We start from the raw sequence: 19,973 nt of genomic DNA, 5'->3' as shown, positions 1-19,973 counted from the left end.
TTCGCGATCGACGGTCTAGCTGAATCGCTTGCGAATGAACCGGCACGGATTTCCGCCGTACATGCCTTCGGCTTCGAGTGACCGGTGAACGACCGACAGCGGCGTAACAACCGCAGACCGTCCGATCGTCACGCCCTTCAGAACGACGCACTTCGACGTGATCCAGACTCCGTCCTCGATCGTGATGGGCGCAACCTGTAGATCCATGTTCGTGACGGGATCGTGCGAGCCGCACGTCAGGAATGTCCCTTGGGAAATGCACACGTTCGATCCGACGCGGACCCTGTCCTGGTTGTGAATCCAGACGTCTTCGCCAAACCAGGTGTTGTCGCCGACCTCGAGATTCCACGGTGACTTCACCCGGATCGCGTGCAAAAACCGGCAATTTACGCCGATTTTCGCGCCGAATAGCCGGAGCAGCCCGGCGCGCACCGCCGAAATCGGCATGAGCCGGTTGTTGATCACGCACGCTTCGACGACGAACCAGGCAAGCTGCGTAAGCTTACCGCGCGCGCTAACGTAGTTTCCCTTGCCAGCTTGCGCAAGATCGATTGATTCGCTCGTTCCATTCAACCGTGTCATTTCACTAGTGCCTTGATGGCCAGTTTCTTTGCCATCTGAAATGTCTTCGGAAATGTGGTCTCGACGCCGAGCACGATCCGGTTGGAGAGCTTTCCCATGTCCTTTGGGCAATGGAATGCCATGCCTTCGAACTCGTGCAGGCTCAGCGGTTTGATCCTGGCCTGGAACTGCAGGAACCGGTGCGACAGCGGAATGAAATGCGACGTCAGCGAACTGCGGGAGAACTGTGGCCGCGTGGTGCGCAGACTGCCGTGGATCGTCTTCGCGTTCCAGTAGAGCACGTCGCCTTTCTGCAGGAATGGCGCCCGGAATTCAAGCTGATTCTCTGCAAGGATCTTCCTCACCAGTTCCTTGTACCGGTCGTGGTTGAACGCGACGTCGAAATTCTTTCCGTTCTTCGCCATGTCGATCAGATGAGAGCGCGGGACCACGAAAAAGCGGCCCGCTCCCGCATCGATATCTTCGAGCGCGTACCAGCATCCGGCCATCGCGCCGATGTTTTCGCTGTCGAGGTAATACGTGTCCTGATGCGGCCAGGTTTCCGAATTACCTTCGAAATACATGCTCTGCACGAGCTTGCCATCTTCCGAGAAAATCTCCCGGTTGATGGCCTTGATCGTCTCGCTCGCGAACACCTTGACGGTAAGGTGTTTTAGCGGCGCAAAGCGCGATTCGCCGAGCGACTGAAGATTGAGCAACGGATTCATCACGAAACCGTGCTCGTTGATCCTGTTTTTTTCCGGATTCGCGGTGGCCTGCCGGTAGATGTACCCCGAATAACGCTTTACCGTTTCCTCGAACGCCGCTCTGATGGAATCGCAGAGCGCCGGGTCCACCGCGTGGCGTACCACCATGTAGCCATGCTGATCGTAGTAGCGCCTCGCGCCATGGAGGTCGCTCGTGTCGAACGTCGTCGAGTTCTGACCGGCGAATTCAGGAATCTCGATCTCCGTTCCAATCGGACTCAGAATCTTGTACATGTTCGCTGCATCCTCGCGTCAAAGGTTCATTTAACGGCAACGTTCAAACCAGGCAGTACGGATTGCATGCGACGAACACCAGAAAATTCTCTGTGCCAGACAAAGCACTGTCAACTTGGGTTGGCGGCTAGTGGCGAGGGGTTGTCGCAATCTGACGAGCGAGGCGGTGTCGTTTTGCGTGAACGCTTTCTGCGAACGCACGGGATTGCTCCCTGGCTTGCCGCGCATGATGTTTCAGCCGCCCTGACGCTCAGTGCCGCGACCGGACTTTCAAACCGGCCGCTTCGTTTGCCTCGTTAGCCGTCGCGGTTTTCCGGTCGAATGCGCGCGTCGCGATCAATTCGGACTCGAACGCGGCCAGTTCGGCGTCGCGGGCGAGCATGGCGACTGCATATTCGCGTCCCGCGCGGCCGAGCTTCGCGCGCATCGGCGCGTCGTCGGCCAGGCGCCGGATCGCTTCGGCCAGCGATGTCGCGTCACCTGGCGGCACGATCACACCGCGTGGCGCGACAGTCTCGTAGAGTTCGGTCCCGGGGCGCGCCATCGCAACCACCGTGCGTCCGCTTGCGAACATGCCGGTCAGTTTCGATGGCATGACCAGATCCGCGGCGTCGGCGCGTTGAGGCAACACGTGAATATCGGCGAGATTGAGCAGTTCGTTTAGCTCTTCGGCGGGGCGCAAATCGATGATGCGGCAGTTCGGCAGCGAACCGCAGGCGGCCTCGATACCTGCGCGTGCGGGACCTGCACCGCAGAGCACGAACGCAAGATCGGCGCATTGGCCCAACTGGAGGATCGCGTCCGTTAGCACATCGAGTCCCTGCTTGCCGCCCATATTGCCGGAGTAGAGGATGACGATCGCCTCGGCGGGCAAGCCGAGCGCAGCTTTGAGCGTCCCCGGTTGCGCCAGTGGGAATATGGCGTCGGTGTCGACCCAGTTCGGAAAGTACGTGAGCCGCGCGGGCGACACACCTTTCGCAATCGCCCGCGCGATCATCTTGCTGGAAAGCGTCGAAACGCTATCGAAGTGCGTGAGCAGTACGCGCTCGGCAAGGAGCGCGAAGCGTTTGAGCCACGAGCCTTGCAGAATGCCAAGCTTGAACGCGGCATCTACTTCGAAATCCTGAATATGAAGCCAGGCATGGGCGCCGGTCAGACGTGCGACTAACCAGCCGGTCGGCGCATTGAGCAGGCTTGGCGCGACACAGAACACTACGTCGGGCCGCCACGCCATGAGCGAAAGCATGACTGGGAAGCTCGACAGCGCGAAGCTGGCGAGATGCAACAGCCGTCCGAGCGATTTCGGTCGCGCCGGTACCCACAGCGGCGCGCGTGACACGGTTACGCCGTCGCGTTCTTCGCGTGTGTAGCGTTTCGCGTTGAAGTCCGGCGCAACGCGCCACTCGGGGTAATACGGCGGCGCGCAGACGACGTGGACATCGTGTCCCCGAGCCGCGAGCCAGACGGCCATTTCGCCTGTGTACTTGCCTATTCCCGTCATTTCAGGCGCGTAGTTGATGCCGTAGATCAGGATCTTCACAGGCCCTCCGTTCGCGCCACGCCGACGGGCGATCGCTGAGACGATTATCAGCGTGGCGAAATACGGGAAGCCGCCATCGTTTCGTGACGATCGGCCATCATGTGACGCGCCGGACGGTCAAGGCGCGACGATGGGCGGGGCGGCTTCGCGAAGAGCAGTTAGCGCTATCGCGGTGTGGCTCGAACCGGAAATCCTGACATGTCGCAGTTCGTTATTTCGATTGCGGCGTTAGTTTTATACCGCTTTCGATTTCCGAATGCTGCGGTGCGGAAAATTTTACTCGAATTTGATCCGCACACCACTTATGTTGCCGATTTTTTAAGAATTGAAAACTGAATTATTTCATTTGAACCTGATTTTATTTAATGTTTGCTACGCTTAAATTACGTTTCTTGTTCAATTCGTTGGCATATAAGATGCAACTGAAATTTCAGAAACCATACCTGATAGTTCAGACAAATTTCAAAAAACGCCGAATTTACCCACTGACTATGCAAAGGCGCCTGTTTTTATATAAATCGTTGATTTCAAGGCCCTGATTTCGCACATTTTGAATAACAATGGCGATGCGGGCGCGCACCAGAAAGGCTCCGAATTGCACCAAAGCGCATATCGACTTTGACGCAAATGTGGCGCAAGCCAGCTAGATAATTTTGCTCCCACTCTATATATGAAGCGACCCAATTTCGGGGAAAGAAAATGTAAGCATTTCACATCCGCCAACATCTCGTCTATTTCCGTCACGACACACATTCGCAATTTCGGCGGCCTATGATGCAGTGCACATGGACCGATATATAAAACGGGAATCAATACCGTAAAAAAAGGGAGGCGTACCGAACACTCAATAACGGGATGGGAAACTGTCATGACATACGCCGCTTTTGAGGATCGAGATTTGCCCGCGACGCTTTCCGCGAAAAAGTTCGCACCTGGGTTGGCACGTCAGGTCGGGCTGGTTCTGTTCGATGGTTTTTCTCTGCTCGGCACCGGCATGGTGGCCGAGGTGCTTCAGCTTGCCAACGAAATTGCGGCTGCCGATGACGGCGGCGAGCCCACCTATCGCGTCTGGCTGCTCTCCGTGAGAGGAGGGGGTATTGCGTGTTCCTCTTCGCTCGAACTTGCCACTATCGCCATCGATGCAGCCAGTCAACTGCACTTCGACGCGGTCTACATCGGCGGCGGCCGCTCGGCCATGCAGGCGCTCGAGGATATCCGCCTGATCGCGTGGTTGCGTCGCGTGGTGGCGACCACCACCGAGGTGCGCGCGATCGGGCACGGGCAACGGCTGCTCGAAGCAGCCGGGATCGAGACCGCCCGAGTGGTGCCCGAGCCACCCACGCACGTCGCGAGTACCGCTGACGATACGCCCGGCGACGACCACCACGAAGCGTTGAAATCCGCGTTGATGATGATACGGCGCGATCTTGGGGTCGAAATCGCGCGCAAGGTTGGCGAGCGGGCGTTGCCTAGCATCTCGACGCGATTGTCGGCATTGTTCGCCGATGCCACGCGTGCGACGCCGGCAGACAAGGTGTGGGCGTCGGCGCGTTGGCTCGAGGAGAACTGCGAGCGGCCAATTTCAGTCGGCGATGCTGCCCAGACCTTCGCGATGAGCGAGCGCAATTATCTGCGGTGCTTCAAGCTCGAACTCGGCGTGACGCCCTCGGACTATCTGCTCCAGGTGCGTCTGGAGCTGACGTGTCAATTGCTCGTCAACACGGATCTGCCGGTCGACAAGGTGGCGCGCCGTTGCGGCATGCGTGACGGCGACCGTCTCTCGAAGATTTTCCGCAACCGGCTCGGCGTATCGCCAACCGAATATCGCAATCGTCACCGCGTCCACGCGGACAACGTGATCGGCCAATAACGAAGTCGATCTGGCCGGCTCGGCGCCGGCGAGGAATCTCTGGCGCGGCGCAATGCGCGCTGGCTTCAATTGCCAATTGAGTATTGGACGAGTGTGCGCTGGCCGCCGACGGCCTCAGCGTATGGGGGACGTAGTTCGTGCAGTTTCAACTCTTTGGTAAAAAAGGAGTGCGAAGCGATGAGCCTCGATTCCGGAAAGGGCAACAAATCGGAAGCCGTGTCGCTGGATGCAGCGCAGTCGGCGCTGGTGAGCGTCGATGTCGTCGCTGGGAGCACGTCCGTCGCTTTGCAGCCGACACTGCGCCTCCTGCCGGTCGTCCTGGCGGGTGGCGCGGGCACGCGTCTGTGGCCGATGTCGCGTGAGCAGTATCCGAAGCAACTGATCGGCGTCATCGGCGAGGACTCGCTGCTTCAGGCCACGATGCGGCGTCTCGCGGGATTTCCCGCGCCGTGGGAGGTCATGCGCGAGCCGATCGTCGTCTGCGGAGAGGAGCATCGTTTTCTGACCGCCGACCAGATGCAGGCGTGCGGGGTCGAGGTGCGCATGATCGTCGAGCCAGAACGACGTGACACGGCCCCCGCGCTGACACTCGCCGCGGCAGCGGCCTGTGCCGAATGCGGCGATGCGATCATCGTCGCGATGCCGGCCGACCATGCGATCACTGACGTCACCGCTTTCCAGTACGCAATCAGTGAGGCTGCGAACCATGCGCAACGCGGCGCGATCGCAACACTCGGCGTACCGCCAACGCACGTGGACACGGCATTCGGTTATATCCGCCTCGGCAAGCCGTTGCAGGGCGACGGCAACGTGCGCGAGATCGCCAGCTTTGTCGAGAAACCGGCCCCCGAGCTTGCCGCACAGTATGTCGATACCGGCGACTACTGGTGGAACAGCGGGATCTTCGTCGTGCGCGCGACGGTCTGGCTCTACACACTGCAGCGCCTGCAACCCGACATGCACGACGCCTGCGTGGCCGCCTACGCGTCGGGAAAACGTGACGGCGCGTTTTACAGGCCGCAGCGAGACTGCTTCAAGGCTTCGCCGTCCGACTCGATCGACTATGCCGTGATGGAGCGGCTCGGCACGGATGCGGCGCTCGCGCCTGGCGTGGTAGTGCCGCTCGATGCGGGCTGGTCCGATCTCGGCTCGTGGGATGCCGTGTGGGATGCGCTCGACAAGGACGACGACGGCAACGTCGCGCGCGGGCGTGTGGTGTTCGAGAACGCGACGTCGAATTACGCGCACTCGGAAGGGCGGCTCGTCGCCTGCGTGGGTGTCAACAACGTCGTCGTAGTCGAGACCGATGACGCCGTGCTCGTCGCCGATCGATCGCATGTGAAGGACGTCAAGGGTCTCGTTGCGAAGATCAAGGCGCAGCAGGCGCCGGAGGCCAATCTGCACCGCAAGGTGCGGCGGCCGTGGGGCTATTACGACTCGATCGATCACGGCGGCCGCTTTCAGGTCAAGCGAATCGTCGTGAATTGCGGCGCGCAGTTGTCGCTGCAATTGCACCACCATCGGGCCGAGCACTGGGTCGTCGTCAGCGGCACGGCGCTCGTCACGCGCGGCGATGAGCACTTCATGCTGACCGAAAACGAGTCGACCTACATTCCCATCGGCGTGCGCCATCGACTCGAAAATCCCGGCAAGCTGCCGCTTGAAATCATCGAAGTGCAGTCGGGTGCCTATCTCGGCGAGGACGACATCGTCCGCTTCGATGACACCTATGGTCGCGTCTGAGTGTCATCGATCGTCCCAACCGGAGTGCGTCCATGAGTGCGGTCGAGTTCGTGCCGGAGTCACCGGCTGCGTTTGGCGGCATCCAGGGGTTGCTTGCGCGCATTCTGGATCTCTCGCTGATCGTCGCCTGTGCGCGTCTGGCGGTCCGCCTGCATCCGCCGACGCAGGTCTCGCCCGAGGTCGTGAGCGCGTTCGTGTTGTTCGCGTGCGCGTTCGCGATGGCAGGGTTCCCGGTGTTCGGTGTCTATCAGTCGTGGCGCGGCCGATCCGCCGTGCGTTTTCTCTCGCACGTCACGCTCGCGTGGGGGAGTGTCGCGGCACTGACGCTGGTGATGGCGTTTGCCGCGCATATCACCGATCTGGTTTCGCGTCTGTGGTTCACGTCGTGGGTCGGCTCGACGGCCGCCGCGATGCTCGGCGCGAGGCTCATCGTGCGCGCGGCCCTTTCGCGAGCGCGCAATGCCGGTATGAACCTGCGCCATGTCGCGATCGTCGGTTGCGGCGAGCATTGCCAGGACATCGTCGAGACGATTCGCCGTGCACCCGCCACGGGCTTTCGCGCCTCGGTCGCGTTCGACGCGCGCCCAAGCGATGGCGTGAAGATCAGCGGCGTGCCGGCGTTCAGGACGATCGAGCCTTTTGTCGACTTCGTCCGGCGCAACGGCATTCAGGAGATCTGGCTCGCATTGCCGCTTTGCGAGGAGCGGACGCTGCTGCGCTTCGTGAACGCGTTTCGCGACGATCTCGTGAACGTGCGCTTCATTCCCGACGTGCGCAGCCTCGCACTGTTCGGCAGCGCGATGATCGACCTGGTCGGCATGCCGGCCATCAACCTCGTCGCCTCGCCGTTTCCGGCTCACGCGATGGTCAAAAAGGAAGTCTTCGACCGCGTGTTCGCATCCATCGCGCTCATTGCGCTGACGCCGATTTTCATCGTCATCGCCATTGCGGTGAAGTGCTCGTCGCCTGGGCCGGTGTTCTTTACGCAGAAGCGAATGGGCGCGGACGGTCGCGTCTTTCGCATCCACAAGTTCCGCACGATGCGCGTGCATGCCGAAACCGCCGGCCAGGTGCGGCAGGCGACGCGCGGCGATCCGCGCATCACGCGAGTGGGGGCGTTCTTGCGCCGCACGAGCCTCGACGAGCTTCCGCAGTTCTACAACGTGCTGCGCGGCGAGATGTCCGTGGTCGGACCGCGTCCGCACGCGATCGAGCATGACGAGCTGTATCGCAAGATCGTCAGCGGCTATATCCACCGCTATCGCATCAAACCCGGCATCACAGGCTGGGCGCAGGTGAATGGTTTTCGTGGCGAGACGGACCGCGTCGAGAAGATGGTGAGCCGCGTCGAGCACGATCTCTACTACCTGCATCACTGGTCGTTCGCGCTCGACATGCGGATCGTCGCCGCGACCGTCGTGAAAGGGCTTGTCAATCGCAACGCGTATTGAGCGCTACGCGATCTGTTTTACAGGGAATGTTGCACATGAACATGACCATGTCGGGCGTATATCTGAAGACCGCCATGGCGCCTGCCGCCCGCGCGCTGTGCTACGTCATGCCGGGCGTGGCTGCCATGGCCGCCGCCGCGCTGCTCGCCGCGTGCTCATCCGTTGCCCCCGGGATGCGCATGGACACGCCGCCCACCTTGCCGACCGGCGAGACCGCGCCTGGCGCCGCGGGTGGCGAGAATGCGGCAGCGCAGGGGCAGCAAGAGATCCCCGTCACCGAGATCACGTTGAAGTTGATCCGCGACCTGAACACAACCCCGGGTCCGGACCAGATCTACACCGAACTTCAATCGGGCACGAAACCCGGGCCGTATACGCTCGGGCCGGGTGACGTCGTCGACATCACGGTCTGGGATCATCCGGAGCTGATCCAGTCGCAAGGCCAGGCGAACGCACCGGCCGTGTCGCATCCGTCCGATCCCGCGCCGGGTTTCGTCGTCGACCAGGATGGCTTTCTGCAGTTTCCGTACATTGGACGCGAGCACGTCGCGGGGATAACGATCGAGGACGTGCAGCGCATCGTCTACAGGAAGCTCGCCGAGTACTACACCAACCCGCAGGTGACGGTGCGCATCGTCTCGTACCGGGCGAAGCAGGTCTTCGTGGACGGCGAAGTGACGACGCCCGGCGCGCTCGCCATCACCGATGTGCCGATGACGCTGTACCAGGCCATCACGCGTGCAGGCGGCTTCACGAAGAATGCGGATCAGAGTCAGGTCGTGCTCGTACGCGAGGGCAAGTCGTATCGGCTGAACCTGCCCGACATGCTCGCGCGCGGCGAAAATCCGTCCAGCATCCGACTGCGTAACGGCGACATGCTCCGCATCGTGGCGCGCGAGGAGCATGGCGTCTACGTGATGGGTGAAGTGTCGAAGCCCGTGACGGCCGTGCCGCTGCGCAACGGCAAGCTGAACCTCAGCGACGCGATTTCGCAGGCAGGCAGCATCAGCCGCGACACGGCCAGCCCGAGGCAACTGTATGTGATCCGGGGCTCGACGACAGCCAAGCCGGAAGTATTCCATCTCGACGCAGGCTCGCCCGTGTCGATGATTCTCGCCAACCAGTTTCCACTTCAGCCGGAAGATGTCGTGTACGTCGACAGCAACGGGCTCGTGCGTCTCAGTCGCGTACTGAACCTTCTCCTTCCCGGAATCAACGCGGCCTTGACCGCAGCGGTGTTGTCGAAATGAATTCACCTATCCCCCGACTCGTCCACAACGCGCCGGCCGATGCGCTCGGCGTCGACGTCGTGACCGAACTGTCCTCGGATGGCATGCACACCGAGACGCCGCTCACGGTCTGGCTCTCGCGCATTGCCGACAGCTGGCGCCTGATTCTCGCGATGACGCTCTTCGTCACGTTGCTCGGCGGCTTCTATGCGTTCGTCGCGACGCCCGTGTACGAGGTCGAGTCGCTGATCCAGATCCTCGACAATGACATGTCATCGAAGGACAAGGACTCGCTGGGCCAGCTAGCCGCGATCTTCGACAAGGGCGGCACGGCAGCGGGCGAGATCGAATTGATCCGCTCCGATCTGGTGGTGGGCCAGGCGGTGCAGCAATTGCATCTCGACATCGAAGCGACACCGCGCTATTTCCCGCTGATCGGCGCGGCGCTGGCGCGGCGCGTGCCGCCGGGACAACTCGCGCCGCCGCGCTTCGGACTCGCGCAGTACGCGTGGGGCGGCGAGCAGATTTCGGTCAGCTCGCTTACGTTGCCTGAAAAACTCGCGAAAAAAGGCGTATTGCTCATCGCGCAGCCGGACGGCACGTACAACCTCGTGACGAAGGATGGAGAGCCGATTCTGCTCGGGCGCGTCGGCGAACCGGAGACGGCTGCGTTCGGCGACGGCACGGTCGCGATACAGGTCGATCAGCTCGTGGCGCGTCCACAGACGCAGTTCGTGCTGAAGAAATATTCGATGCTGTATGCGACGGGCGACCTGGAAAGTCACTTGACCGTAGCGGAAAAGGCCAAGCAGTCGGGAATGATCGGCGTGACCTTGCGCGGCGACGATGCCGCTCACACCGCCGAGATTCTCAACACGATCACCTCGCAATACGTGAAGCAGAATGTGGACAGCAAGTCGAGCGAGGCCGAGCACACACTGGCCTTTCTCGAACAGCAGTTGCCGCAACTGCGTGCCGAACTCGACAACGCTGAGGAAAAGTACAACCACTTTCGCAACGAGAATGGCTCGGTCGATCTGAACGAGGAGAGCCGTCTGCTGCTCGAACAGGTGGCCGCCGACAAGGCCAAGCTAGTCGATCTCAAGCAGCAGCGCGACGAGATGATCCAGCGCTTCACGCCGAAGCATCCGGTCGTGGCGGCACTCGACGCGCAGATCGGCACGCTGCAGTCCGAGCTTGGCGAACTCACAGGACGCGTGGCCAGAATGCCGGACACCGAGCAGAACGCGCTGCGGCTGATGCGCAATGTCCGCGTCGACACGGAGCTTTACACGAACCTGCTCAACAATGCCCAGCAGTTGCGCATCGTGAAGGCGGGGCAGGTCGGGAACGTGCGGGTCGTCGATCATGCCATGGTGCCCGAATACCCGATCCGTCCGAACCGCCCGCTCGTGCTGGGTTTTTCCGCGGTCCTCGGCATGCTTCTCGGCATCGGCATCGCGCTGTGCCGCAAGGCGGCGTTCGGCGGCGTCGAGCATTCGAAGGAAATCGAGTTTGCGCTCGGCGTGCCGGTGTATGCGGTCGTGCCGCGCAGCGCCGCGCAATTGCGGCTTTACGAGGCGATGGAGCGGGGCACGCGCGAGCAGCATGTGCTGGCCGCCGTCGCCGCAGATGACGTCGCGATCGAAGGCATCCGCAACTTGCGTACTGCGATGCAGTTCGGCTCGCTTGGCGCAAGCAACAACATCATCGCGATCACGGGGCCGCGCAACAAGATCGGCAAGTCGTTCGTGTCGGTGAACTTCGCGGCCGTGGAGGCGCTCGGCGGCAAGCGCGTGGTGCTCGTCGATGGTGATATGCGTCGCGGCGACCTCCACGAATATCTGAACATCCGCCGCCGCCCGGGGCTGTCCGACGCGATCGCGGGCGCCAGTCTCGACAGTGTGCTGATCCGCGACGCGCTACCGGGGCTCGACGTGCTACCGCAAGGCATGGTGCCGCCCAATCCGGCCGAACTGCTGATGAGCGAGCGTTTCCGCTCGCTGCTCGAAGAGCTGTCTTCGCGCTACGACATCGTGATCGTCGACACGCCGCCGGTCCTCGCCGTGACCGATGCCGTGCTGATTTCACGCCACGCGGGCGCTACGTTGCTCATCGTGCGGTACGGCCACGACGCGATGTCGGGCATCGCCGAGACGGTGCGCCGCTTGCGCCACGGCGGCATTGCCGTGAAGGGCGTCGTGATGACCGACGTGCCGCGCGCGCCGTTCGGCTATAGCTCGAAATTCCCGACTTATTCGTCGGAGACGGTGGAGCTGCATTAGTTGCCGATCGGAAACCTTCGGGAGGAAACAGATCGCATGTCCTGCTATCGCATCGTCCAGCCGCAGATCAAGGCGCACGGATGCGGCGTTTCGGATCACTCGGGGGTGCTCGTGCGTTTGCTGAAGGAAAGCGCGAAGCACGCCGAGTGCTACGCAGTGCCGAACCGGCACGCGTGCGACGCGGTGCCGGTGGTCGCCGGCGATGTCTGGATCCTCCAGGTGTCGATCTACGGGTTCAGTGGTAAAGGTGTGCCGCTGTGGTTGCCCACGTTCATCGAGGCGGCGCGCGCTCGGGGCGTGCGGATGATCGCGTGCTTCCACGAGCTATGGGTGCTGGTTGCCCCCGGTCTGTCGACGGCGTACTGGCTCGCGCCATTGCAGCGGCGTATCTGCGAGCGTCTTGCGTCGCTGGCCGACTACGCGTTTTTCAACTGCGACTGGGCGTACACCTGGGGCGTCGAGCGGTTAGGCGCTCGCGCGTTCTACGCGCCGACTTTTTCGAACGTGGGCGAACCGGCGATCGTGACGCCGTGGCACGAACGCGAGAATCTCGCCGTGGTTTTCGGTTCGCCTCTCACGCGCGAACGCGTGTACGCGCAAGCGGTGCCTGCGCTGGCGAAACAACTGGGCCGCGCGCGCATCGAGCGGGTGATCGATATCGGAACGCCCGCGCCGTGGATCGGCGAGGTGGCCGACGCCCTGAAGCCCCACGCGTTCGAATCGGCCGGGCCGCTGCCAGCCGACGATGTTTCGCGTTTATTGATGCACGCGAAGTGGGGCTTCTTCAACACGCCGTGGGGGCAGGCCTCGAAGTCGGGCGTTTTCGCGGCGTATGCAAGTCACGGCGTCGCGCCGGTGTCGATTTTCGACGATGCGCTCGGCTACCCGGCGCCCTCGCAGTATCCGCTGCCGGAGCGCCATTTTCTGACGCGCGGCACGTTTGCCGACGCAGACGATTCGCTCGACACGCTGTCCTCGGAAATCGGTGCGCGTGTGTATGTCGAACACGCGCGCAGCCGCCAGCTAGTCGAAAAAATCGTGGAGCTGACATCATGAGCGCCGCCGGGGGGACCCGCCCATGAAACGCGTCGCCGTCTTTCATCCGGGCCTGCAGCATTCGCATCAACTGGCGTGGGGGCTCTATGAGCGCGACATGCTTGGCGCGTACTGGTCTGGCGTGCCGGTACGCGAACTCGATGGGCCAGCGCCGACGCTCCTGCCCGCGCAATGGCGCATGAAGGTGCGCGCGACCGCCATTCCGCGCGCGCTAAGGCGACATCCGGTCTGGTGGCAGATGCTGCTGCGTGCGCGAGCGCTGGCGCGCACCGCGGGCACGCGCCACGACTACACGCACCGCGTGTTTCACTGGTTCGACTGGTGGGTCGCACAGCAAGTCCGCGCGCTACGGCCCGATGCCGTGGTGGCCTACGAAAACTCCGCGTGGCACACCTTCATCGCCGCGCGCGAGGTGGGGGCCGACTGCATTCTTGACGCTCCGTCGCTGCATCACGACGACGCGAGACGCCTGATCGATCTGCCGTCGAACGGCTACATCGCGGAGATCAACCGGCGCAAGGACGAAGAAGTGCGTCTTGCCGACCTCGTCATTACATGCTCGGACATGGCGCGCGACTCGTATCTGCGCGCTGGCGTGCCCGACGCAAAGGTGCGTTCGGTGATGCTCGGCGCGGAACTGCCCGCAGGTGTCGCGCGCAACGGCGACGAAAAGCGCCCGGTGCGGTTCATCTTCGCGGGCACGCTCTCGTCGCGCAAGTCGACCGATCTGATTCTCGACGCGTTCGAGCGCCTCAACGCCGAGGGCCATTGCGCGGATCTCCTGCTCGTCGGCGGTTACGAGGAGGAGAAATGGCTGACGCGTGCGAAGCAGGTGCCGCACGTGAATTACCTGGGCGGCGTGCCGCAGTCGCAGCTTTACGCGCTTTTTGCAGCGGCCGACTGCCTGCTGCTGCCGTCGCGCTTCGACGCGTTCGGCATGGTCGTCGTCGAAGCCATGGCGACTGGAACGCCGGCCATCGTCTCGACCATGACGGGCGCGCGCGAGGTGATTTCCCGCTTTCCCGAGAGCGGCTGGGTGGTGGAGCCGACCGGCGAGGCGATCTATCGCATGATGCGCGAGAAGGTCAGGGACCGCGCCTCGATCCAGGCGGCATCCGTGCACGCGCTGAAAGCCGCCGACTATTTCACGTGGCGCGCCTACCGCAAGCGCGTCGCCGATCTCATTGCCGATACGCTGGGGTGAGGGATGCGCAAAGCCACTTACAGTCGCGTGAAGCCGGTCGCGAAACCTCGAATGCAGGTCCGGTTCGACTTCCTGCTCGTGGTCGCGGTGATCCTCATCGCCGTGTTCGAGGGGGCCGTGCGCAAGTGGATCGCCCCCGGCCTGACGACGCCGCTACTGTTGCTGCGCGATGTGGCGGCGTTCACGCTCGTGCTGCGCGCGGTCTTGGGCGGTGCGTTCCGCGTCATGCCGGGCGTCACTCGTTGTCTGGTCGCATGGACGTTCTGTGTGACGTGCTGGGGCGTGTTCCAGATCGTCGTGCTGCAAGGCCCGCCTGTGCTCTTCGCGCTCGGCATGCGATTCTGGCTGCTTTACTTCTGGTTCGCGCTGGCGATGGCCTGCTCGCTCTCCACGAGTGAGGTCGTGAGCGTGATGCGGCTCATGATCGTGCTCGGCGTCGCGATGACGCCACTCGTCGTGCTGCAGCACTTCCTGCCGCCGTCCTCCGTGCTCAACGTACAGCCCGACACGGAAGAGGACCAGATATTTCTCGTCATCGCGAACGTCGTGCGTGTCTCGGGCACCTTCACGTTCACGCTCGGCTTTGCGTGCTTCATTGCGGTCGTGACGCCGATCGCGATTAGCACGACGTGGTCCGGCGTGCGGCTTTATCCGCGTCGGTGGATGGCGCTTGCGGGGTACGTCGCGGTTGCCATTTCGACGCTCGTCAGCGGTTCTCGCGCGTCGATCATGTTCTTCGTCGGGATGCTGGCGTTGCAGACGTTGGCCGGCTTCGGCGCCGCGCGCACGGGCGGTGCGGTGATGCGCTCGGCAGCGAAGGTCGTCGTCGGGCTCATCGCGGTCGCGATCACGCTGAACGTGTTTAGCGACGCCGTGCAGGACACGATGCAGCGCTTCAAGTCCGCAGGCCAAGGTGAGGACATTGTCGAGCGTATCGAAACCGAGCTTGTTGGCGAGCCCGCTGCACGCAAGGATATCGATTTCCTCGGCCACGGACTCGGCGCAGGCACGAACGCCGGCTCCGTGCTCCTGACCGGCGAGAACGCATTCGCGCTGGCCGAATCGGAGCCTGCGCGCGTCATGCTCGAAATGGGCGCGGTCGGATTCGTCTGGCTCGTCATCAAGTGCGTGATGTTCGCGGCGGGGTTGGCGAAAAGCGCGATGATGCTGGCGCACAACGGCGAGTCGCTGCCGCTCCTGATGTGGGCCGCCACGGCCTATGGCATGTCGTCGTGGCCGGTGAGCGGACAGGTCAGCGCCAATGCGTTCGGTTTCCTCGCGCTCGGGCTCGCGCTTTGCTCGATCCGCACGCGGCCGGTTGCCGCCGAGACGGGCGAGCGCGTGTGGCCGCTTGGAGCAACGCCATGAGACTCCTGCTGGTTGGGAACTATCCCGCTGACGGCCAGAAGAGCATGCTGGCCTACGCGCAAATGCTGCTGCGCGGATTGCGCGCAGCAGGCGTGGAGGTCGAACTGACCGCGCCGCGCGCCGTGCTGCTGCCCAAGGGCCTCATGCCAGCCGGGTTGGCGAAGTGGATTGCGTATATCGACAAGTTCATCATCTTCCCGGTCTATCTCGTGCTCGCGGCGCGGCGATTCGATCGGACGCACGTCTGCGACCACTCGAACGGCATGTATCTCTTATGGCTGCCGCGCACACGCAGCAGTGTGACGTGTCATGACGTGATCGCGATCCAGGCCGCGCGCGGCCTCGTGACGGGCTGGCATACGGGCTTCACGGGCAAGGTGCTGCAGGCGCTGAATCTGCGCGGCGTCGCGCGTGCGCGCCGGATCGTCTGCGTCTCGGATCTGACGCGCATGCAACTGCTCGATCTGCGGCACGATCTGGCCGCACGCACGACGGTGATCCGCCATGCACTGCACGCCGACTTCCGAATCGACCGCGCATGGCGCGAGGTGCTTGCCGCGAACGGGCTCGGCGCGCTCGCGGATGCGCCGTTCTTCCTGCATGTCGGCTCGGATCATCCGCGCAAGAACCGCGTGGCCGTGGCGCGGATCTTCGCGGCACTGCTGCGCGCGAGGCGCTTTGCGAACGCGCGGCTCGTCTTCGTCGGCCCGCCGCCCGATGCACCCACGCGCGAGGTGATCGCGGAAAGCGGTTTCGCGGCGCGCGTGCGTACCGTCGAGGACGCGTCCCACGTGCTGCTCGTCGCGTTGTATTCGGGGGCGCAGGCGTTGATCTTTCCGTCGCTGAACGAGGGATTCGGCTGGCCCATCGTCGAGGCGCAAGCCTGTGGCTGCCCGGTGTTCGCATCGAATCGGGCGCCGTTTCCCGAGGTCGGCGCAGACGCGGCCGTCTACTTCGATCCTGGCGACTACGCTGCGGCCGCCACGACGATCGAGACGGCCGACTTCGAAGCGATGCGCCTCGCGGGTTTCGACAATGCCGCTCGTTTCAGCACGGACGAGATGATCCGCAAGCTCATTGCAGTGGTCGGATCATGACTGGCCAACACCCGACGTCGTTGAGACGAATTTCGACAGGAACGATTCGCGCATGAAGCTATTGCACGTCCTGCCTTCGACCGATCCCCGCCTTGGCGGCACCGTGGAAGCGGTGCGTCAGACGGGAGCCTGGCTGTGTGCGGCCGGTCACGCGGTCGAGGTGCTGTCACTCGACAATCCGGGGGATGCTCACGTCGCGGCATTTTCCCTGCGTGTTCACGCGCTCGGGCCGTCGGTGGGCCACTATCGCTATAACGAGCGGCTCGTGCCGTGGCTGCACCTGCACGCGCGCGAGTACGACGCCGTGTTCGTGAACGGACTCTGGCAGTACCACAGTTTCGGAACCTGGCGAGCCCTGCGCACACTGCGCGTGCCGTATTTCGTGTTCACGCACGGGATGCTCGATCCGTGGTTCAAGCGCACCTATCCGCTCAAGCATCTGAAGAAATGGCTGTATTGGCCGTGGACCGAATACCGGCTCTTGCGCGACGCCAACGCAGTGCTCTTCACGAGCGAAGAGGAGCGACGGCTTTCGCGCGATTCGTTCTGGCTCTATCGCGCGAAGGAGCATGTCGTGACGTGCGGCACCGCAAGTCCGCCGGTGGAAAGCGAGACTTTGCGAAACACGTTTTTCGACGCGTGGCCGTGTCTGCGTGACAAACACATCATCCTGTTTCTGAGCCGCGTGCATCCGAAGAAAGGGTGCGATTTGCTGATCGAGGCGTTCGCGCGCCGCGCGGCTGAGCACCCGGACTGGCAACTCGTCGTCGCGGGGCCGGAGAGCGGCGACCTCGGCGAGCGCCTGCGCGCGCGGGCAAACGAGCTAGGCGTGACGGAGCGTATTACGTGGACAGGCATGCTCGAAGGCAACGAGAAGTGGGCCGCGTTCTACGCGAGCGATGTGTTCGTGCTGCCTTCGCATCAGGAGAATTTCGGCATGGTGATTGCGGAAGCGCTCGCGTGCCGGTTGCCGGTGCTCATCACGAACAAGGTCAACATCTGGCGGGAAGTCGAAAGGGGACAGGCGGGCTTCGTCTGCGACGACACGATCGATGGCGTCGAGCGCGGTCTCGAGTGGTGGCTAAGCCTGAAGCTCTCCGACCGGCAGCAGATGAAAGCGCGAGCACAAGCGCTCTATGACGAGTGCTTCACGATCAAGGCGATGGCGCAGGGCCTCCTCGATGCGGTGGAGCGTTATGCGGTCGAGCGCCTGGCGTGGCACTAGCTTTGCTGCAAGCGGCGCGTTTACCACGGGTTCCGGTAAGCCGGCCGGCCGCTCGTGGACGACCATGCGGGTGGCCAGGGGTTGGGCAAGACGTCGTGCCGACGAGGCGGCGGCGTCGTGGTGAAGATGGGTTTGGTGCGCCGTGTCGCGTCAGGGGTCGCGTTGTTGTCGTCGTCGGGCGCGGAGGTGCCGACCTCACGTGGCGCGCCGAGCAGCTTCGCCTCATCGGGCATGGGGTTTTCGCGCGGGAGCTGGTAGCCCGGCACTTCCGGCATGCTGGCCGGAGCCGGTGCTGGTGCAGGCACACGAGCGTAGTCACCGGTGTCGCCCGTTTCGCCACCGGCCGCGAGGGCGTGGCTCTGACACGCCGCGGCGACGACAAGCAGTGTAAAGGGCCTGATGATCTGCATGAGCATTGGGGCAATGTGGCGAATTACTTCGTTTAACGAAGCATTGAATCGACGATTCGATTATAGGCACAGACGATCGACTCACCAAACTGAACGAGGAGCATCAGCCGATGAGCCGCACTCGCTACGCGATGTCCGAGGCCGCCGCGCAAAAACGCACCGCCGGAGTGCGGGCGTTGCTGCGCGCCACGCCCAGCGTGTATGTGTTCGTCGCGAAGTTTCTGTCGCGCGAAGCGGTTGTGCAGGGACTGAACTTCGTCGGCGGCATTTGTGTAGTGCGCGCCCTTTCGGTGCACGAATACGCTTGGTACACGATCGCCGTGACGATGATGGGCGCCGGCAGCGTACTCAGCGACATGGGTGTGAGCGCGGCGCTGATGAGCGTGGCGGGGCGCCTGTGGCCCGATCGCGCAAAAATCAACCGCGTGTTCACGGTCGCGTTCGAAGCGCGAGCGAAATTTTTCGCCCTGTTCGGCGTGGCGATTTTCGTCGCTGGGATGCTGCTGCTCGCGAGGGCGCAGGCGTCGTGGCCGCTCGCCATTGCGATCATGCTGCTGGTCGTAGCGGTGTCCTTTTTCCAGTTGAATTTCGATCTCACGGCCGTGCTGCCGAAGCTCGAACAGAATCTCAAGCAGTTGCAGAAGATCACGATATCGGGCGCGCTGCTGCGCCTCGTGCTGCTCGCCGCGCTCCTCGTGTGGCCGCACGTGCTCACCGCGCTTGCGGCCGCGCTCGTCGCGATCGCACTGCAGGCGCGCGCGATTCGCCGGCGTTACAGCGTGCATGCGCAGGACACCGCCTTCGCGCTCGACGAGGTCAAGCAGGAATTCGCGAAGGTCGCGCGCCGCCAGGCTCCCGCGTCGATCTACTTTTGCATTCAGGGCCAGCTCAACGTGCTGCTGCTCGGCTATTTCGGCAATGCGACCCAGATCGCGCAACTCGGTGCGCTGGGCCGGATCTCGGTGCTGCTAGTCGTCATGCAGTCGGCGTTTTCGAGCATCGTGATGCCGCGCTTCGCGGTGCTCAAGGATCGACGCGAGATGCTGCGCAAGTACTGCGCAGCGGTGGCGCTCTTTGTCAGCCTCATCGCCGTATTTCTCGGTGTTGCCGCGCTGTTTCCAGGCGCCGTGCTCGAGGTGCTCGGCGACAAGTACGCCGGACTGCACGGCGAGTTGCTGCTGATTCTCGGCTCGGCGGCGCTGTGGGTGATCGAGGCGTTGCTGTTCTCGTTGAACATGTCGCGTGCGTGGATCATGCCGTCATGGATCCAGGTCGTCATCACGCTCGTGCTGCAGGGGGTGCTGCTGTGCTTCATGCGCGTCGATTCGATCGCGAGCGTCGTGATTTTCTCGTCGATCAGCCCGGTGGTGTCGATCGCCGTCTACGCGGCAGCGGCCTGCGTTCATTTCCGCAAGATGCCATGAAATATTTCATCAGCGAGCTGCTTCTCTACGCGAATAATGTTTTCGCCAACCACGTGCCGTCTCATTTCATGCGGCGCGTCTGGTATCGCCGTGTCATGGGCTTCGACGTCGCGCCGTCCTCGGCGATCCTGATGGGCGTGACGTTCGACGCGCGGCACGGGTTTTCGATCGGCGAGAACTCCGTCGTCAACGAGGATGCGCGCATGGACACGCGCGGTGGCATCGTGCTCGGCCGCAACGTATCGATCAGCTCGCGCGCGACCATCCTGACTGCCTCGCACGATCCTGATAGCGAGAGCTTCGCGGGCTACGAGCGCGGCGTCGTGATCGGCGACTATGTCTGGATCGGTCTGAACGCGGTCATCATGCCCGGCGTAACGATCGGCGAGGGCGCGGTCGTGGCCGCGGGCGCCGTCGTAACGAGTCCGGTCGAACCGTATGCGATTGTCGCCGGCGTGCCCGCTCGGCCGATCGGGCGACGCAGCAACGGACTGAACTACAGCACGCGC

16 protein-coding genes and 1 pseudogene are annotated in these 19,973 nt (G+C 63.0%); 13 read left to right on the top strand and 4 right to left on the bottom strand.

Annotated features, from left to right (window positions below):
- Positions 1-15 precede the first annotated feature (15 nt).
- From D1Y85_RS22255 to D1Y85_RS22245, 3 genes are all read right to left on the bottom strand, one after another.
- Positions 16-582 (bottom strand): LbetaH domain-containing protein, encoded by a 567-nt coding sequence (locus tag D1Y85_RS22255; RefSeq protein WP_124153239.1) that lies wholly within the window; start codon positions 580-582, stop codon positions 16-18.
- Positions 579-1,562, bottom strand: a complete 984-nt coding sequence (locus D1Y85_RS22250) for a phytanoyl-CoA dioxygenase family protein (protein ID WP_124153238.1) — start codon at positions 1,560-1,562, stop codon at positions 579-581. The genes D1Y85_RS22255 and D1Y85_RS22250 overlap by 4 nt, the downstream gene beginning before the upstream one ends.
- A 250-nt stretch (positions 1,563-1,812) precedes the next feature.
- A complete protein-coding gene (locus D1Y85_RS22245; RefSeq protein ID WP_124153237.1) occupies positions 1,813-3,102 on the bottom strand; it encodes a glycosyltransferase WbuB in 1,290 nt (429 codons plus the stop codon).
- Between the two features lie 198 nt (positions 3,103-3,300).
- On the opposite strand from D1Y85_RS22245, the gene D1Y85_RS27175 reads away from it, so the two are divergent.
- From D1Y85_RS27175 to D1Y85_RS22195, 11 genes are all read left to right on the top strand, one after another.
- Positions 3,301-3,438 carry a hypothetical protein gene (locus tag D1Y85_RS27175; RefSeq protein WP_185219076.1) on the top strand — a complete coding sequence of 46 codons (138 nt, stop codon included), beginning with the start codon at positions 3,301-3,303 and terminating at the stop codon, positions 3,436-3,438.
- A gap of 532 nt (positions 3,439-3,970) precedes the next feature.
- On the top strand, positions 3,971-4,972 hold the full coding sequence (locus D1Y85_RS22240) for a GlxA family transcriptional regulator (protein WP_124153236.1): 1,002 nt from the start codon (positions 3,971-3,973) through the stop codon (positions 4,970-4,972).
- Positions 4,973-5,149: 177 nt separating this feature from the next.
- The gene (locus D1Y85_RS22235; RefSeq protein ID WP_124153235.1) at positions 5,150-6,715 is read left to right on the top strand and encodes a mannose-1-phosphate guanylyltransferase/mannose-6-phosphate isomerase; all 1,566 of its coding nucleotides are present in this window, start codon (positions 5,150-5,152) and stop codon (positions 6,713-6,715) included.
- 32 nt (positions 6,716-6,747) lie between these two features.
- Complete coding sequence (locus D1Y85_RS22230; RefSeq protein ID WP_124153234.1) at positions 6,748-8,166, top strand: undecaprenyl-phosphate glucose phosphotransferase; 1,419 nt, start codon at positions 6,748-6,750, stop codon at positions 8,164-8,166.
- 35 nt (positions 8,167-8,201) lie between these two features.
- The gene (locus D1Y85_RS22225; RefSeq protein ID WP_246025014.1) at positions 8,202-9,416 is read left to right on the top strand and encodes a polysaccharide biosynthesis/export family protein; all 1,215 of its coding nucleotides are present in this window, start codon (positions 8,202-8,204) and stop codon (positions 9,414-9,416) included.
- Positions 9,413-11,680: a polysaccharide biosynthesis tyrosine autokinase gene (locus D1Y85_RS22220; protein ID WP_246025013.1), complete on the top strand. Its 2,268-nt coding sequence runs from the start codon at positions 9,413-9,415 to the stop codon at positions 11,678-11,680. The genes D1Y85_RS22225 and D1Y85_RS22220 overlap by 4 nt, the downstream gene beginning before the upstream one ends.
- Before the next feature lie 36 nt (positions 11,681-11,716).
- Positions 11,717-12,736: a hypothetical protein gene (locus D1Y85_RS22215; RefSeq protein WP_124153233.1), complete on the top strand. Its 1,020-nt coding sequence runs from the start codon at positions 11,717-11,719 to the stop codon at positions 12,734-12,736.
- A gap of 22 nt (positions 12,737-12,758) precedes the next feature.
- A complete protein-coding gene (locus tag D1Y85_RS22210; protein ID WP_124153232.1) occupies positions 12,759-13,940 on the top strand; it encodes a glycosyltransferase family 4 protein in 1,182 nt (393 codons plus the stop codon).
- Positions 13,941-13,991: 51 nt separating this feature from the next.
- Complete coding sequence (locus D1Y85_RS22205) at positions 13,992-15,308, top strand: hypothetical protein (RefSeq protein WP_124153231.1); 1,317 nt, start codon at positions 13,992-13,994, stop codon at positions 15,306-15,308.
- Entirely contained in the window at positions 15,305-16,405 is a 1,101-nt protein-coding gene (locus D1Y85_RS22200) for a glycosyltransferase family 4 protein (RefSeq protein ID WP_124153230.1), read from the top strand. Before D1Y85_RS22205 ends, D1Y85_RS22200 begins: the two co-directional genes overlap by 4 nt.
- Positions 16,406-16,457: 52 nt before the next feature.
- Positions 16,458-17,630, top strand: a complete 1,173-nt coding sequence (locus D1Y85_RS22195; protein WP_124153229.1) for a glycosyltransferase — start codon at positions 16,458-16,460, stop codon at positions 17,628-17,630.
- 20 nt (positions 17,631-17,650) lie between these two features.
- On the opposite strand, the gene D1Y85_RS22190 is transcribed toward D1Y85_RS22195, so the two are convergent.
- The gene (locus D1Y85_RS22190; protein ID WP_124153228.1) at positions 17,651-18,040 is read right to left on the bottom strand and encodes a hypothetical protein; all 390 of its coding nucleotides are present in this window, start codon (positions 18,038-18,040) and stop codon (positions 17,651-17,653) included.
- Between the two features lie 110 nt (positions 18,041-18,150).
- Between D1Y85_RS22190 and D1Y85_RS22185 the strand changes: the two genes are divergently transcribed.
- Both D1Y85_RS22185 and D1Y85_RS28140 read left to right on the top strand, forming a co-directional pair.
- On the top strand, positions 18,151-19,464 hold the full coding sequence (locus tag D1Y85_RS22185) for a lipopolysaccharide biosynthesis protein (protein WP_124153227.1): 1,314 nt from the start codon (positions 18,151-18,153) through the stop codon (positions 19,462-19,464).
- Positions 19,465-19,787: 323 nt separating this feature from the next.
- Positions 19,788-19,946 (top strand): annotated as a pseudogene (locus tag D1Y85_RS28140) (DapH/DapD/GlmU-related protein); the annotation flags it as partial.
- Between the last annotated feature and the right edge of the window lie 27 nt (positions 19,947-19,973).

The organism is Paraburkholderia dinghuensis (assembly GCF_003837865.1).
GTDB lineage: Bacteria > Pseudomonadota > Gammaproteobacteria > Burkholderiales > Burkholderiaceae > Paraburkholderia > Paraburkholderia dinghuensis.
This window is presented reverse-complemented; position numbering and strand designations above follow the sequence as displayed.